The organism is Thermodesulfovibrio sp. 1176 (assembly GCF_029946585.1).
Lineage (GTDB): Bacteria > Nitrospirota > Thermodesulfovibrionia > Thermodesulfovibrionales > Thermodesulfovibrionaceae > Thermodesulfovibrio.
In genome coordinates this window covers 81606-97649 of sequence record NZ_JARZRZ010000003.1, presented here as the reverse complement: position 1 = coordinate 97649, position 16044 = coordinate 81606, and the positions used below count along the sequence as shown (strand labels likewise).

The following is a 16044-nucleotide window of genomic DNA, read 5'->3' as shown; positions in this document are numbered from 1 at the left end:
GATGGACCTATTCATTAAAAACGCCTCTATTGTTAATGGCATAGGTAAAAGTATTTTCAAGGCCAATGTTGGAATAAAAGAGGATAAAATTATTTATATTGGGCAAGAAAATTTTTCTTCTAAAATAACAATAAACGCCAATGAATTAATTCTTACGCCCGGGTTTATTGATACCCATTCCCATTCAGATTTCACCATTATTGCAGACCCTCAGGCTGAAGGCAAAATTACTCAGGGAATAACTACTGAAATAAACGGTAACTGTGGATTATCAGCTTTCCCAATGCTTGAAGAAACCTTAGAAAGAAGACTTCCTGAACTTAAAGCATTAGGCTTACCAAAATGGAATAGCATTGATGAATACATCTCTTTACTTAAAAATGTCAACCCATCGATTAATTTTGCAACTTTATGTGGACACGGTAATATAAGAGGCTCAGTCATTGGATATAAAAATGTTATTGCAGACAAAGCAAAATTATCTAAAATGAGGAATCTTCTTAAAAAACAGTTTTTCTATAAAGTTAAAGGACTATCAACAGGACTTATTTATCCTCCAGGAATCTTTGCAAACACTGAAGAATTAATAGAATTTGCAAAAGTTTTACATCCTAATAAAGGTGTTTATGCAACCCATTTAAGAAGTGAAGGAGAAAGATTAATTTCAGCTTTGGAAGAAGCAATTTTGATTGGTAAAAAGGCAAAAATACCTATTCATATATCACATCTTAAAACATCGGGTAGAGAAAACTGGTGGAAAATTGATACTGTTTTGTCTCTCATAGAGTCTGCTCAAAGGGAAGGTATAAAAATTACTGCTGATAGCTACCCTTATACTGCATCTGCAACAGATCTTGATGTCTTTCTTCCCCAATGGATAATTGAAGGCAGTAGAGAAGACATTGTAAGTAGATTAAAAAGGGAATCTATAAGAAAAGAGATAGCAAAATATATCAAAACAAGAGGGAAAAATTTTTTAGATAGTCTTTTAATATCTGAAGTTGCCTTTGAAAAAGATAGAGACTTTGAAGGTAAAAAATTAGGAGATATAACAAAATTTGAAAATGCTCACAATTTTATATGTGACCTTCTGATTCGGTCAGATTTATATGTAGCGGTAATATATTTTGGTATGAGTGAGGAAAATCTTATAAAGATTTTGTCAAAACCCTATGTAGTGATTGGTACTGATAGTTCTTCAAGAAGTACAAAGGGAATTACTGCAAGAGGCAAACCTCATCCACGAGGATTTGGTAGTTTTCCAAGGTTTATAAGAAAATATGTTTTAGAAAAAGAAATATTAAGCCTTGAAGAAGCTATAAGAAAAATAACATATTTACCGGCTAAAATTTTTAAAATCCATAAAAGAGGTTTAATAAAGGAAGGTTATTATGCTGATATTGTGCTTTTTGATCCTTCAGAAATCGAAGATACCGCAACCTTTGAAAATCCCTTCGGCATCTCAAAGGGGATAAAATACGTTATCATAAATGGTAAAATTGCCGTTGAAAATGGTTTAATTACTGATATCAGAAATGGAAGAATACTTTTATGAAACTCATTGGGATTACCTGTAGTGTTGATGAAAAAAAACTTTACTTAAACAGAGATTATATACAAGTTATTGTAAAATCAGGGTTTATACCCTTTATAATCTCACCAGAAATGGTCATTTCAGAGGATACTGTTCGTCATGATTTAATAAAAAATTTAACAAAAAAAATCTCAGGATTAATAATTTCTGGTGGAGGAGATATAAACCCTCAATTTTATGGAGAACAAAATATCTCATGTAGAGAAATTGTTCCTGATGATAGAATAAAAGCTGAATTGGCTCTAATTGAGTCTTTTTTAGTCTCAAATAAGCCATTATTAGGCATTTGTTATGGAATGCAGATTATGAATATATTTTTTGGTGGAACTCTCTATCAAGATATAAATACATCAATAAATCATAAAACAGGGGAACACGAAATAGAAGTTTTTGATAGTTTTCTTTTTAAAAAGGATACTTATACAGTAAATAGCTCTCATCATCAGGCAGTAAATAAAATTGGAGAGGGTCTAAAAGTTTTTTGCAAAGCAAAAGACGACATTATAGAGGGTTTTTATCTAAAAGGGCATAAATTTTTTGTTGGTGTCCAATGGCACCCTGAAAGAGACAATGGTATAGCCTCAAAATACCTTTGGCAAATCTTTTTAAAAAAGATAAAATAAATTATGGGCCCGTCACGGAAATATAGAATCTCCCTTGAAAGAAATTTTTATATGTGGATTTTGTTATTGTTTATAGGAATACTTGGATATCTTAATTATCAGATTTTAAAATCCTTTTTTGCCTCTGCGGGATGGGCAATAGTTATTGCTTTAGTATTTCATCCTGTTTTTGATTTTACTCAAAAATTTTTAAAATATAAAGGATTGTCTGCTCTTGTAACAATTGTTCTAGTTATAATCCTCTTTCTTTTCCCCTTTGTTTTTATTTCTTATCAAATAATTTTAGAAACAGGTGAACTTATAAAGAAAATCAACATAACAGAACTTTTAAATAAGATAACAACTAATCCTATACTCTCAAAAATACTTGAAAAACTTAGTTTTGTTACAGGAGGTGATATATCAGCCCTTGAAACTCTTATCAAAAATGAATTTGGGAATTTATTGAAAGAGGGCGCACTTAAAATTGCCCATGGTTTTGGTGATGTTTTGACATTAACAATAAATCTTGTTTTGACTTTTTTTATTGCCTTTTTCTTTTTAAAGGATGGTGATAATTTCGTAAGAAAAATTTCTGAATTTTTACCCTTTGCAGATACAGACAAAGTTTCAATAATAAATCAGATTAAAAATATCATCTATACAACCTTTTACGGTGGAATTTTAATTGCCATACTTCAAGGAACAATACTTGGTATAACCTTTTATTTTCTTGAAATTCCATCAGCTACATTGTGGGGATTTGCTACAGCAGTTGCTTCTTTTATTCCTGTATTAGGTGCTTTTGCTGTATGGGGACCTGGAGCAATATATCTTTTAGTTAATGGATATATTATCAAAGGAATTGTTCTTGCTTTAGTGGGAGCATTAATTATAAGTTCCATTGACAATGTTTTGAAACCTCTCATAATAAAGGGTAGAGTTAATTTACCACTCATATTTATTTTTCTTTCTGTTCTGGGAGGTATCAAAGTTTTCGGACTAATTGGTTTTATACTTGGTCCTCTTATATTTAGTCTTTTTGTTTCATTTCTTGAGATTCTTAAAAATTTTATAGGAGGTGGGGAAAATGTTTGACAGAAAAGATTTGGAGGAGCTTGAGAAAATTAAATGGAATGATACCCTTGTAGTAAGCCTTTTTCTTAATGTTTCGCCACAGGAAAGAAAAAAGCAGGCTTATATTTCAAAATTTAAAAATCTCGTAAAATCTATAACAGAAGAAAATTATAATACTTGCAAGGAAGATATTGAAAAAATAGAATCCTTTTTACAGAGTGATAGAGAATCTTTCAAAAAATCAATTGTTATTTATAGTTGTACTAAAAAAGATTTTTGGGTTCGATATGATCTAAATGTTGAAGTTAAGGATAATTTAATTATCGATAAAACACCATTTACAAGCCCTCTTTTTGATTTACTTGATAATTATCAGAAATATGGGGTGCTTCTTGTTGACAAACGAGCTGCAAGAGTATTTCAAGTTTTCTTAGGTGATATTGAAGAGTATGGAATGGTTGAGCATGAAGATGTCCCAGGAAAACATAAAAAAGGTGGATGGTTTGCCCTTGCAGAGAAAAGATATGAAAGACACATTGACTATCATGTAAAAAACCATCTTAAAGATGTTATTGAAAGATTTGGTGATTTTCTTAAGGATAAAAACATCCGAAGACTTATTGTTGCAGGACCTGATGAGGCAATTTCTGAATTAATGAACATTATTCCTGATGAAATAAAACAAAAAATAGTAGGAAGGGCAAATATAGAAAAGTATGCCTCAAAAGAAGAAGTTTTACAAAAGGTTCTTCCAATAATTGAGGAATATGAAAAATCTAAGGAAAAAGAGACTGTTTCTGAGCTCATTATAAAAACATTAAAAAATCAAAGTGCTGTAACAGGCATTGATGATACTTTGAAATATTTAAGAGACAGAAGGGTAATGAAACTTGTTATAGCTAAGGATTATGCTGTAGAAGGTTTTATTTGTGAAAATTGCGGATTTGCAACAACTCAACATATTGAATGCTGTATGGAATGTGGCAACTGTGTAATTAAAACTGATAACTTAATAGAAAAAGCCACAGAAATGGCAATTGAGCAGTCTGCCCTTGTTGAAGTTGTAAAGGAGGAAAAAGACAGGCAACGACTTCTTCAGTATGGTGGTATTGGTGCTTTTTTAAGGTTTTAGATATTCTCTTAAATATTTGGCAGTATAGGATTTGTTAACTTTAAGGAAGTCAGGGAGGCTTCCTTCATAAATAAGGTAGCCTCCTTCATCTCCTCCCTCAGGTCCAAGGTCAATAATCCAGTCTGCATGGTAAATTACATCAAGATTGTGTTCAATTATTATGACTGTAGCGGATCTATCAATGAGCCTTCTTATAACATTGAGAAATTTTTTTACATCTTCATGATGTAATCCTACTGTTGGTTCATCAAGAATATAAAGGAAGCCTTTTAGAGAAGATTTAGTTTTTGATGTAAGTGAATTCAAAATTTCTGCACAGATTTTTAATCTTTGAGCTTCTCCTCCTGATAGGGTCGTTGCAGGTTGTCCTAATCTAAGATACCCAAGTCCAAGTTCCCTTATAATATCTATTTTTTCTCTTAGTAAGTTTTCTTCCTCAAAGAAATCATAGGCTTCGTCAAAACTCATAGATAAAACTTCATGGATATTTTTATCTCTATATTTGATCTCTAATACTTCTTTTTTAAATCTTTTACCTTCACATTCATCACAGGGTAAAAATAAATCTTCAAAAAAATACATTTCTACTCTTACAAATCCTTCGCCTTTACATACAGGACATTGTCCTAAGGGACTATTTAAAGAGAAATGTCCTGAAGAAAATTTCCTTTGTTTCGCCTCCTTTTGGGATGCAAATACTTCTCTAATTTTGTTGTAAATCCCCAGGTAGGTAACAGGAATTGATTTAGGAGTTCTTCCAATTGGAGATTGATCGATAAGTTTCACTGTTTTTATGCTTTGTATTCCTTCAATGTTTTCAAAATATAGAGGTTCTTGAGTATCAAGACCGAGTTTTTTTGAAAGTCCTCTATATAGTGTATCAACTATTAATGAGCTTTTCCCTGAGCCAGAGACTCCTGTAACTACAGTAAGAGCATTTAAAGGAAAGGAGACAGTTATATTTTTAAGATTATGTCCCTTTGCTCCTTTAAGGGTTATAAAATTGTATTTTTTTTGAATTTCTTTGTTAAGACATAGTTTTTTATGAAAATTTATATATTCCTTTGATTTAATATAATTTGCAGTAGGTGAGATTGTATTCAAAAAATTTTCAATTGTTCCTGAGTATATTACTCTTCCACCTTCTCTTCCACCTCCAGGACCTAACTCAACAATCCAGTCTGCTTGAGATATAACATCTCTATCATGTTCGACAACTACAACTGTATTGCCATAATTGGTAATTTCTTTTAAAACTTTAATAATTTTATCTGTATCTCGAGGATGTAATCCCACTGTTGGTTCATCTAAAACATAAAGGGTTGAGGTAAGTCTGTTGGCAAGTTGATTTGAAATATTTAATCTTTGATATTCACCGCCAGAGAGAGTTTTAATTTGTCTGTCAAGGGTTAAATAACTTAGTCCAACTGTTTCTAAAAAATTAAGTTTTTGTAATATCTGTTCTATTGCTTCTTGAACCACTTTATTTTCTTCAGAGGATAAATCTAAAGATTGAATCCACTGTTTTAACTGTTTTACTGTCATAAAGTTTAGATCTCCTATATCTTTTCCATTTAATTTGTAAGTTAGAGAAGTCCCTTTAAGTCTTTTGCCTTTACAAAGGGGGCATAAAAAGGGCTTTCTTATTTTTGATAGAAAGACCCTTACATGAATTTTGTATCTTTTTCTTTCAAGTTCCTCAAAAAAATCTTTTATTCCATAAAAATACTGGTTTCCTGAAAAAATTAATTCTTTATGTTCTTTTGGTAATGATTTATAAGGAGAATAAATATTTATTCCTGAAAGAATGGCTCCTTTAATTAATTGTTTTTTCCACCATCTAAGTGCGGGTTTTTCAAATATCTCAATAGCTCCTTCATTGATAGATAACTCTTTATCGGGAATTATTAAATTTTCATCATAAGTGAGAATGTAACCAAAACCTTTGCACTCAGGACATGCTCCCTGGGGATGATTAAAAGAAAATGTAGCAGGATTTGGTTCTTCAAATTTTGTATTACAATTTGGACATTTAAGCTCCTTCGGAAAGTTTATTAAAATATTATCATCAACAATATAAACTTTTACATCCCCCATTTTGAAAGCTATTTCAAGGGAATCAACGAGTCTTGATTTATCATTAATTTTTAATCGGTCAGTAATAATTAAGAAAGACTCTATAGTTTCAGTTTGCTTAATGTAATCTTGTAAATCCTTTACATAGTGATTGTTATCTTCAATTACAAAAAGTCTTGTAAATCCCTTTGAAATAAGTTTTTCTGGATTTTCCTTTGTTTCAAACATTATGAATACTCTTTTACCATAGTATTTATTTAAAAGTTCCACTGAAACTGCAGAGGGATTCCATTTTTTTATTTCGACTTGACAATTTAGACAAAAGAGTTTTGATATCTTTGAAAAAATTATTCTCAGATAATCATAAATTTCCGTATGTGTTCCCACTGTTGCCCGAGAACCTTTTACAGGATTTCTCTGTTCAAGGGCAATTGAGGGTTTGAGATTATCAATTAGGTCTACATCAGGTCTTGGAAGTTTTTCTATAAAAACCCTTGCATAACTTGACATACACTCTATAAATCTCCATTGTCCCTCTGCATAAATTGTGTCAAAGGCAAGGGAAGACTTTCCAGAACCAGAGATACCTGTTATAACAGTTAGCCTATTATGGGGAATTAATAAATCAATATTTTGTAAATTATTCTGTCTTGCTCCCTTAATTATTAGATATTCCTCTTCTATGTTATTGGTATTTTCTATGGAAATGACCATTCTATATTGTAACCTTATGTTAAAATACATAATCAATCCTGTATAAGGAGGAGGTTATTATGAATACAGCCAAATTAATATGTATACTGGTTTTAGTAATTCTTCTCGGAATAGTTTTCATTCAAAATCTTGAGCCAATAAAAATTCATTTTCTTTTCATCACTATAGAGATGCCACATATTCTTTTGTTACTATTTACTGCAGCAGGAGGATTCGCTCTTGGCTTGCTCACTGCTTTGTTAAACAGATCCAGTAAGGACAAAAAGAATCGATAAAAATTATTTCAAATCCGATAACGCCAGCCCGAATGATTTTCATCTAATATGGGACAGTAATTTCATAAAGGTCCACTCCAAACCAAGGGCAAAGCATAAAATCCTGCACTAACCTTTAGCCACTGTTTGTTAAGGAAATCAACTGTTTCAGAATCAAAATCTATACCAAGTGGCAAGAACAACAGATTCAATAGTAAATATCCGTACTTCATGAATAATTCTATGACGGACATAAAAGCAGTAAATATCAGAGAATATAGGATGAACCTATCATTCCGAACATTTTGATTCTACCAAGGGCACTGAAAAAGAGAGGGAAAAAATTCATAAAGATGGGTATTAAATTAAAAGATAACTCTACTTAAACAGATTGCATGGGAAGCAATACCTTCTTGTCTTCCAATGAATCCCATACCTTCATTAGTTTTTGCTTTTATGTTTATTGTCAATCCTAAGGATTTAAGTTTTTCTGTCATTGCTGGAATGAATGGAGCCATTTTTGGCTTTTCTGCAAAAATTGTGCAATCAATCCATACTGGCTTTATTTGATTGGATTTCGCTATTTTTAAAGTTTCCTCAAGTAAAAGAATGCTTGAAATATTTTTATATTTTGGGTCTGTGTCTGGAAAATGTTTTCCTATATCACCTAATCCTGCTGAACCTAAAATTGCATCAATTATTGCATGGATTAAAACATCACCATCTGAATGTCCATAAAGACCTTTTTGATAAGGGATTTCAACTCCTCCTATTATTAGTTTTCTTCCTTCAACAAGTCTGTGACTATCATAGCCTATTCCAATTCTTATTGAATTAAAAAAACTATTCATTTTTTCTTGATGGCTTTTAAAAAACAACTGAATTTTTTTAAAATCATCCTTTGTTGTAATTTTAATGTTACTTTCTTCTCCTTGCACTGCTATTATTGTTCCTCCATATCTTTCAATTAGAGAAGCATCATCTGTTCCATAAAAACCTTCTTCATAGGCTTTTTTATAGACTTCCATGATTCTTTCAAACCAAAATATCTGAGGGGTCTGAACCGCCTTTAAAATATCTCTGTTGAGAGTCCCACCAATAACATTTCTTCTTTTAATCCACTTAATGGTATCATTTATAGAAATTACAGGGATAACGCCATCGATATGAGAATTAATCGCATTCAATAATCTTATTACCAATTCTTTACTTAATAAAGGTCTTGCTGCATCATGGATTAATACAATATTAGTATCCTCAGGTAAAGATTTCAATGCATTATATACAGAGTCTTGTCTTTCTAAACCACCTTCAACAATTCCTTCAACTTTTTTAAAATTAAATTTATTTAGATAGTAATTAACTTTTTCAATCATCTCTTTTCTTGTAACAATCCATAAATAATCAACTTCTTCTAATTTTTCAAAAATTTCAGCAGACCAAATAAAAAGAGGTTTTCCCTCTAACTCTATGAAAACCTTATCTGGTGAACCAAATCTTCTGCCTATTCCAGCTGAAAGGATTATGGCTCTAATCTTAGATAACTTTTTATTCATCCTCTGATTCGTCTTTATTAGTAAAATCTAATTTCGGTTTACCAAATATCATTCTGCCTGTTGAAGTCTGAAGTACACTGTGAATTACTACATCAATTGTCTTACCAATATAATTTCTTCCACCCTCAACTACTACCATTGTCCCGTCATCAAGATAAGCAACTCCTTGATCATGCTCCTTACCCTCTTTGACTATAAATAGACTTAAGGCTTCCCCTGGTAGCACAGGAGGTCTCATAGCCTGAGCTAATTCATTTAAATTCAAAACAGGAACTCCTCTAAGTTGAGCAATTTTTATTAGGTTTAAATCATTTGTAATAATTGTTCCCTTTATGCCTCGAGTAAACTCAATAAGCTTTATATCAACTTCTTTTATTTCTGGAATATCTTTTTCAATTATCTCTAATTTTAATTTGTCTGAACTTTGAATTCTTTGAAGTATATCCAGTGCTCGCTTACCCTTTGCTCTTCTTAAAGGATCAGGAGAATCAGCAATATACTGAATTTCTCGTAGTATAAATCTTGGTATTAAAATTGTTCCTTTTATAAATCCAAGTTCTACAAGGTCTGCTATTCTTCCATCAATTAATACATTTGTATCTAAAATTTTCGGCTCCTCCCAAAGAGATTCTTTTTTTATGAAAAGCAAAAGGTCTGAAATTTTTATTCTACTTCCACTTTGTAAACCAAAAATGGCACCACCATATCCAAAACTAATCATTACTATGAAGGCGATAAATTTCAGCTCCGATGACAGAATTAATAAAGGTAAACTCAAAAGAAAGCCCGTGAAAATACCTAAAAAAAGACCTATCAGGGTAAATAAAATTTGCGAGTTATTTAATTTTTTGAGTTTAAAGTATACAAAAAAACTTAATATAAGAGCACCTAAGAATATTATAGAGCCCTTTACAAAAGGTTGAAAATCAGTAACATATTTTTCTTCTACATATATACCAAAAACAAGACTTATTATAAAAAGTAATATTAAAAGATTCATGATGTTGAAAGTATTGTATAAAATTTTTTACCGCCTCTGTTTATGAGAACCAAAATATCACCTTTTGAAATTTTCTGCATAACCCTTTGAAAATCAGAAGAATTTACAATTCTCTGTCTTTCTATTTCCATTATAAGATCTCCCTTTCGAAATCCTGAATTTTCAGCAGGTGAGCCTGGTTCAATCCTGTAAACCACTACTCCTCTGTCCTCAGGCTCAACTCCAATCTGTTTTGCCATTGATGGGTCAAGGTCAATTACTGAAAGACCCTTGAAGGGATTTTCTGATTCTGTATAATTTTTTCGATAGATTTTTGATTCAATAAACTGATCTGAAGGAAGTTGTTCAATTGTAATAGGTATAATGTAGACTCTACCATCCCTCGAAATTTTTAAATTTGCTATAGTACCTATTTTACTCTGTGCAACAAGATTCCGCAAGATAGCACTCTCTGTAATTTTTTTTCCGTCAAATTCAAGTATTATATCACCTCTTTTTAAACCTGCTTTATAGGCAGGGCTTTGTTTAGTTACATCTGTGATTATGATTCCGTAAGGTTCTTTATGGTTAAACTTTTCTGCAAGTTCTGCTGTTAAGTCCTGAACCATAACTCCAATCCATCCTCTAACTACTTTCCCATCCTTTATGAGACTGTCTTTTATAATCCGCGCCATATTGCTTGGCACTGCAAAACCAATTCCCTGATATCCTCCTGTTCGGGAAAATATAGCGGTATTGATTCCAATAATTTCTCCTTTGATATTAACAAGAGGTCCACCAGAGTTTCCCGGATTTATTGCCGCATCTGTTTGAATAAAATCTTCATAATCAGCTATTCCAACATCTGCTCTTCCTGTTGCACTTATTATTCCCATTGTAACAGTATGAGTTAAACCATAAGGATTCCCAATAGCAAGGACAAAATCTCCCACTTGAAGCTTATCTGAATCTCCCCATGAAGCAATTGGTAAATCCTTTGCATCTATTTTAATTACTGCAAGGTCGGTTTTAGGATCAACACCAACGATTTTTGCTTTGAAAGTTCTTCTATCATATAATGTTACTTTAATATCCTCTGCCTGTTCAATAACATGATAATTTGTAAGAATGTATCCATCAGATGAAACCACAACACCAGAACCCATACTCATTTCTTTCCATTTTTTACCCTGTGAATTACCATAGGGAGGTAGAGATTCAAATAAATCTTCAAGAGTTGGAGGAACCTGTAATGTTCTCATCGTTGAAATATTAGCAACAGAGGGAGATACAGCCTTTACTATTTCAGAAAAACTTTTAACTGGTTCTGTAAAGTCTCTATAAATAGGAATTGACTGTTTAGGAGTTTTAACAAAATTAAAAATTATAATCCCTGAGATAATACCCAAAACAAAAAATAAAATAAAAAATGTAATCTTTTTCTTTGTCACTTCTATCCTCTTTTAACTAACTTTCTAACCTCACCAACTCTCAAGGTTATTTTATTTGAATCAAGATATTCAAGATATAAAATAGCATATCTTCTTGTAGTATTAAGCATAGTTCTGAACTCTGAAACAGTTATCTCTGTTTTTTTTGAAAAAAAATCTTTTAAAAGATTTAGCATTTTTTCATAGTTTTCCTTTGTAAGATATAGGCTATCATTTATTCTAACTATCTTGCCTTTTTTAGCAATTATTTTCAATAGGTCATCCAATCTGGTTTCCTTAATGTTAAGAATACTTGAAAGCTCATCTTTGAAAGGTGGCTGAAACTCTCTAAGGGTCAACTCTTTTAGTATTCTTTCTTCTATAACTGGGTCAATATCCTGTTTAGTTTGAGATTTTAATTTTACTAAACTCCCCTCAATAAGAATTTCATCAATCTTTGGCAGTAGCATTAAAATCTCAGGGAATCTCTCAAGAGAGAGTTTATTCTTTAACTCTTCCTTAGGTAAGCCTTCTTTAAAGGGATTATTGGCATGAAAATCTTTAAGTAAATTTAGAAGAATCTGTTTAAAATTTTCAAAAATGTCTATATGAAAAAGTCTATTTTCAACTTTTATAACTTTCTTCTTCCCTAAAAGTTTTTCAACAGCAGTGTGAATCTGACTGATATCAGTATTTATCCATCCTTCGATTTCTTCCACTGACATGCCTTTCATCCCCTTTCTTTTAATCTTAACTTCAAGACATTCAGAAAGGTCACCACTGTAAAGAATATGGAGATGTTCAGGTTCTATATCCTTCTTTTTTATTGGTGGTTGAGGGTCAAGAACTACACCTCCCCCTAAAGTCTCAAGAGGAGAAAAACGTCTTATAACAAATCTATCTTTAGCCATGGCAATTATAGGGTCTTTTAATTTTATATGAGCAAAAGCTTCCTGCCCAGGTAAAACTTCATTTTTATCAATTAGTTTAACCTTACCTACTGTCTCAGAGGTAGTTAAATAAAAATGGATGGGTGCATTATTTTTTAGCGTTGTAGCATCTTTAAGAAGTTTTATTCTTGCCTCAATAAAATATGTAGGCTTTAGTTTATTCGGAATTGTGACAATATCACCTCTTTTTAAGTCTTCCTTTGATAGTCCTTGCAGATTTATACCGACCCTTTGTCCAGCAAAGGCTTCTTTAATTGATTGTCCATGACTTTGAAGTCCTCTTACCTTTGAATTAACTCCTGTTGGAAGAACCTCAACAGGAGTATCCACAGAGATACTCCCGCTTAAAACCGTTCCTGTTACAACAGTTCCAAAACCTTTAAGGGTGAATACCCTATCAATAGGCATTCTAAATAAACCACCAGATGATTTTTCTTGAATTTTATCTGCAATTTCTCTTATTTTTTCTTTTAATAACTCAATATTATATCCTGTTTTTGCTGAAACGGGAATTATTTCTGCATTCTCAAGAAATGTATCCTTTACAGCTTCCTTTACATCTTCTTTTGCAAGTTCTAAAGTTTCTTCATCAATCAAATCTACTTTATTTAAAACAATAATTCCTGCTTTTATTTTGAGAAGATCACATATTGCAAGATGTTCCTTTGTCTGAGGCATCACTCCTTCATCAGCAGCAACAACAAGCATAACCATATCAATTCCACCTACACCTGCAAGCATGTTTCTTATTAATCTTTCATGTCCTGGAACATCAATAATTCCAACGATAAGGTCAGGATAAAAAATATTTGCAAACCCGAGGTCTATTGTAATTCCTCTTTCCTTTTCTTCTTTAAGTCTATCTGGGTCTATACCTGTGAGGGCTTTTACAACAGAACTTTTTCCGTGATCAATGTGACCGGCAGTTCCTAAAATAACTTTTTTCATCGAATTTGCTGAACAAAATTACTTAAAAGTTTTAGACCCATCTTCTGAGATTTTTCAGGATGAAACTGGGTGGCGAAAATATTTTCATATTGTATTATTGATGTAAATTCAATGCCGTAATCAGTAACACCCGCTATAACCTTCGGTTCATCCGGTATTACATAATAGGAATGAACAAAATAAAAATATGAGTTATCTAAAAGGGGATCTAAAATTTTATTTTTTTTCTTTATTCTAACCATATTCCATCCCATGTGAGGTATTTTATATTCCTTTGGTAAATTGAATCTCACAACCCTGCCTTTTAGTAAATCCATACCTTTACATATCCCAAATTCTTCAGATTCAGTAAAAAGAATTTGCATTCCAAGACATATTCCAAAATAGGGCTTACCTTTTAGTATTTCATCTTTGATAACAGAAAGCAGTTCAAGTTGTGAAAGATTTGTCATACAATCTTTAAAAGCTCCTACGCCTGGAAGTACTATTGCTTTTGCTTTTTGAATATCTTCAGCATTCTGAGTAATTAAAACCTGAGCACCGACTGTTTCAAGGGCTTTACATACACTTCTAATATTTCCCATTCCATAGTCAATTAAAGCTATCATGGCTTAATTCTACCATAAAATAAACATTTTTTTTAAATTCTCAATATCTCTGTAAGGTTTAAAACGACTTTCTTCAAAGCTTTGTATATTGATGTTGCCAAAATTGTCTTCTTTAATCTGAATGGCACCTTCAATATCTGTTCTGTAAATTCTGCATATTTTACTTAAATACTCAATAACTTCCCTGTGGGGATGTCCATAGGGATTACTCTTTCCTGCGCTGATTATGCAAATATCAGGCATAACTGATTTGTAAAAATCTTCATAAAAGGAATGCTTACTGCCATGATGGGGGATTTTCACTAAATCTGTTTTTAAATATTCAAGTGGAAGATTCTCTATAGCAGATTTCCCAGCATCTGATAAAAAAAGATATTCTCTCTTGAAACACTTAAATTTGAAAATTAAACTTAATTCATTACTATCTTTTGTTAGTGAACTGACATAAAATCCCCTATATGGATGAAGCACAGTAAACTCGCAATTGCCAACCTTTAAAACATCACCCCTTTCAAGATGTCTTAAATTCAAAGGTGCTTTTATATTGTAGATTGTATGTCCATTATCCCATATTTCATTTACATTAAATCTATTTAAAATTCTCAAAAATCCTCCTGCATGATCTCTTTGTTCATGACTAATGATTAAAGCAACTAAATCTTTATATCCCTTAGCTTTTAAAAACTGTTCAGATTCAAATCCTGTTTTGCCAGTATCAACAATAAAGACACCCGATGGAGTTTCAATGATCGAAGAGTCTGCCTGACCAACATCAAGAAAAGTTATTTTAAGAAAATTTTGTTCTTCTTTTATTTTGAGATAACCTATTAACAGAGCAAAAAAAATTAACAAAAATGAAAAAGATAACAAAATCCTTCTCTTCCATCTCTTAGCCATGTAAAAGCTTAAGACCATTATAAATAAAGAAAAATAAGACAAAAAAACTGTAAATAGCGGAAAAGCAGGTACATCGAATGCGGAATATTTAAATGAGGCAAGCAGATGCATCACATAAAATGAAAATTTAGCAATATATTCAATAAGTTCTGGGAAGGGATAAAAGCCTGTTATAAGAAATAGAATAATAAAAATTAAATTCAAAGGAAAAAGAATCATCCCTATAAGTAATCCTGCTGAAATGTTTGCAAAGGGACTGATTAAAGATAAATAGTGAAATTTATAGGCTATAATTGGTGCTGTGAATAATACCGCTGAAATACTAACAAGAAGACTTAAAAAAATATAAGAAACAAGCCTATTACTAATTTTATCTTTGAACTCCTTGAAAATGTCAGTTGCAAATCCTATCCCTGCTGTAGCAAGGAAGCTAAGCTGAAAGGAAATATCAAAGATAGCATCTGGTTCAATAATTAGGATTATAAGACATGCGATGCTGACAGTAATAAACCATAATGATTTTCTTTCTGTAAGAACTCCTATCATAAAAAATGTAGCCATAATAAATGCCCTTGAGGAAGGATAGTTTGGCTCAACTAAAAAGAAATATCCTATTACAATTGGAAAACACAAAATAATAGCTAATTGAGAAGGTTTCATATATTGGGTAAGATAAACTAAAGCCCGATATGGTAGATTCTTAAGAAAAAATCTAAAAATTAGAAAAAAGAAAGTAAAAATAAGACTAAAATGTGCTCCTGAGATACTTAAAAGATGAATAAGCCCTGTTTTCTGAAAATCCTCTCTAATTTGATTTGATATTTCATGGCGATATCCAACTGTCATAGCAATCAAAACATTTGCAGTATCACCGCTAAGTTTTTCTTTTAACTCTTTATTAATCTTATTTCTGAGACTATCAAAAAATGTAAATTTTAAATGACCCTTTTCTTCTATTTTTTGGGGAAAACAAAAAGGATTTTTACTAATCATTGAAAAAGGATTTTTATGTTCTTCAATCCTTTTACATTCAACTTCATAAACTTTTTGTTCCCTTAAAGGTTTTTCAAAGTAAATTTTTATTGTTTTTCCTTCAGTTGTTTTAAACCAGTAAAAATTGTTGCTTTGAGCGATTATGTAACCTTCGAAAATTATAGTTTTATTGTTTTCATCTGATAAAGTCTTACTTTGATGCATATTTACATAAAAAATACTCGTTAATGCAAG

12 protein-coding genes are annotated in these 16044 nt (G+C 31.5%); 5 read left to right on the top strand and 7 right to left on the bottom strand.

Annotated elements, in window-relative coordinates; all coding sequences use genetic code 11:
• Position 1 precedes the first annotated feature (1 nt).
• The 4 genes from QI155_RS06390 to QI155_RS06375 all read left to right on the top strand — a co-directional run bounded on the left by QI155_RS06390 (position 2) and on the right by QI155_RS06375 (position 4405).
• The gene (locus QI155_RS06390) at positions 2-1555 is read left to right on the top strand and encodes a D-aminoacylase (RefSeq protein ID WP_068858824.1); all 1554 of its coding nucleotides are present in this window, start codon (positions 2-4) and stop codon (positions 1553-1555) included.
• On the top strand, positions 1552-2217 hold the full coding sequence (locus QI155_RS06385; protein WP_068858827.1) for a type 1 glutamine amidotransferase: 666 nt from the start codon (positions 1552-1554) through the stop codon (positions 2215-2217). Before QI155_RS06390 ends, QI155_RS06385 begins: the two co-directional genes overlap by 4 nt.
• A gap of 66 nt (positions 2218-2283) precedes the next feature.
• The gene (locus tag QI155_RS06380; RefSeq protein ID WP_173894024.1) at positions 2284-3294 is read left to right on the top strand and encodes an AI-2E family transporter; all 1011 of its coding nucleotides are present in this window, start codon (positions 2284-2286) and stop codon (positions 3292-3294) included.
• A complete protein-coding gene (locus tag QI155_RS06375) occupies positions 3287-4405 on the top strand; it encodes a Vms1/Ankzf1 family peptidyl-tRNA hydrolase (RefSeq protein ID WP_068858832.1) in 1119 nt (372 codons plus the stop codon). The genes QI155_RS06380 and QI155_RS06375 overlap by 8 nt, the downstream gene beginning before the upstream one ends.
• Here QI155_RS06375 and uvrA read toward each other — a convergent pair.
• Positions 4394-7195, bottom strand: coding sequence for an excinuclease ABC subunit UvrA (gene uvrA, locus QI155_RS06370; protein ID WP_068858834.1), 2802 nt, complete (start codon positions 7193-7195; stop codon positions 4394-4396). The genes QI155_RS06375 and uvrA overlap by 12 nt on opposite strands.
• A 59-nt stretch (positions 7196-7254) precedes the next feature.
• Here uvrA and QI155_RS06365 point away from each other — a divergent pair, with 59 nt between their 5' ends.
• Positions 7255-7470 (top strand): LapA family protein, encoded by a 216-nt coding sequence (locus QI155_RS06365; protein ID WP_068858837.1) that lies wholly within the window; start codon positions 7255-7257, stop codon positions 7468-7470.
• A gap of 344 nt (positions 7471-7814) precedes the next feature.
• On the opposite strand, the gene QI155_RS06360 is transcribed toward QI155_RS06365, so the two are convergent.
• The 6 genes from QI155_RS06360 to QI155_RS06335 are packed head-to-tail and all read right to left on the bottom strand — an operon-like array spanning position 7815 to position 16014.
• The gene (locus QI155_RS06360) at positions 7815-9005 is read right to left on the bottom strand and encodes a bifunctional 2-C-methyl-D-erythritol 4-phosphate cytidylyltransferase/2-C-methyl-D-erythritol 2,4-cyclodiphosphate synthase (protein WP_068858838.1); all 1191 of its coding nucleotides are present in this window, start codon (positions 9003-9005) and stop codon (positions 7815-7817) included.
• Positions 8998-10005 (bottom strand): hypothetical protein, encoded by a 1008-nt coding sequence (locus tag QI155_RS06355; protein ID WP_068858841.1) that lies wholly within the window; start codon positions 10003-10005, stop codon positions 8998-9000. Before QI155_RS06355 ends, QI155_RS06360 begins: the two co-directional genes overlap by 8 nt.
• Positions 10002-11435 carry a DegQ family serine endoprotease gene (locus QI155_RS06350; RefSeq protein WP_068858844.1) on the bottom strand — a complete coding sequence of 478 codons (1434 nt, stop codon included), beginning with the start codon at positions 11433-11435 and terminating at the stop codon, positions 10002-10004. Before QI155_RS06350 ends, QI155_RS06355 begins: the two co-directional genes overlap by 4 nt.
• A 2-nt stretch (positions 11436-11437) precedes the next feature.
• Positions 11438-13312, bottom strand: a complete 1875-nt coding sequence (selB, locus tag QI155_RS06345; protein WP_068858846.1) for a selenocysteine-specific translation elongation factor — start codon at positions 13310-13312, stop codon at positions 11438-11440.
• A complete protein-coding gene (gene hisH, locus QI155_RS06340) occupies positions 13309-13920 on the bottom strand; it encodes an imidazole glycerol phosphate synthase subunit HisH (RefSeq protein WP_068858849.1) in 612 nt (203 codons plus the stop codon). Before hisH ends, selB begins: the two co-directional genes overlap by 4 nt.
• Before the next feature lie 9 nt (positions 13921-13929).
• The gene (locus QI155_RS06335; protein WP_173894025.1) at positions 13930-16014 is read right to left on the bottom strand and encodes a DNA internalization-related competence protein ComEC/Rec2; all 2085 of its coding nucleotides are present in this window, start codon (positions 16012-16014) and stop codon (positions 13930-13932) included.
• Positions 16015-16044: the final 30 nt, after the last annotated feature.

Coding starts and splice junctions, on each gene's coding strand:
- QI155_RS06390 (WP_068858824.1), top strand. CDS start 2: ATGGACCTATTCATTAAAAACGCCTCTATTGTTAATGGCATAGGTAAA.
- QI155_RS06385 (WP_068858827.1), top strand. CDS start 1,552: ATGAAACTCATTGGGATTACCTGTAGTGTTGATGAAAAAAAACTTTAC.
- QI155_RS06375 (WP_068858832.1), top strand. CDS start 3,287: ATGTTTGACAGAAAAGATTTGGAGGAGCTTGAGAAAATTAAATGGAAT.
- uvrA (WP_068858834.1), bottom strand. CDS start 7,195: ATGGTCATTTCCATAGAAAATACCAATAACATAGAAGAGGAATATCTA.
- QI155_RS06365 (WP_068858837.1), top strand. CDS start 7,255: ATGAATACAGCCAAATTAATATGTATACTGGTTTTAGTAATTCTTCTC.
- QI155_RS06360 (WP_068858838.1), bottom strand. CDS start 9,005: ATGAATAAAAAGTTATCTAAGATTAGAGCCATAATCCTTTCAGCTGGA.
- QI155_RS06355 (WP_068858841.1), bottom strand. CDS start 10,005: ATGAATCTTTTAATATTACTTTTTATAATAAGTCTTGTTTTTGGTATA.
- selB (WP_068858846.1), bottom strand. CDS start 13,312: ATGAAAAAAGTTATTTTAGGAACTGCCGGTCACATTGATCACGGAAAA.
- hisH (WP_068858849.1), bottom strand. CDS start 13,920: ATGATAGCTTTAATTGACTATGGAATGGGAAATATTAGAAGTGTATGT.
- QI155_RS06335 (WP_173894025.1), bottom strand. CDS start 16,014: ATGCATCAAAGTAAGACTTTATCAGATGAAAACAATAAAACTATAATT.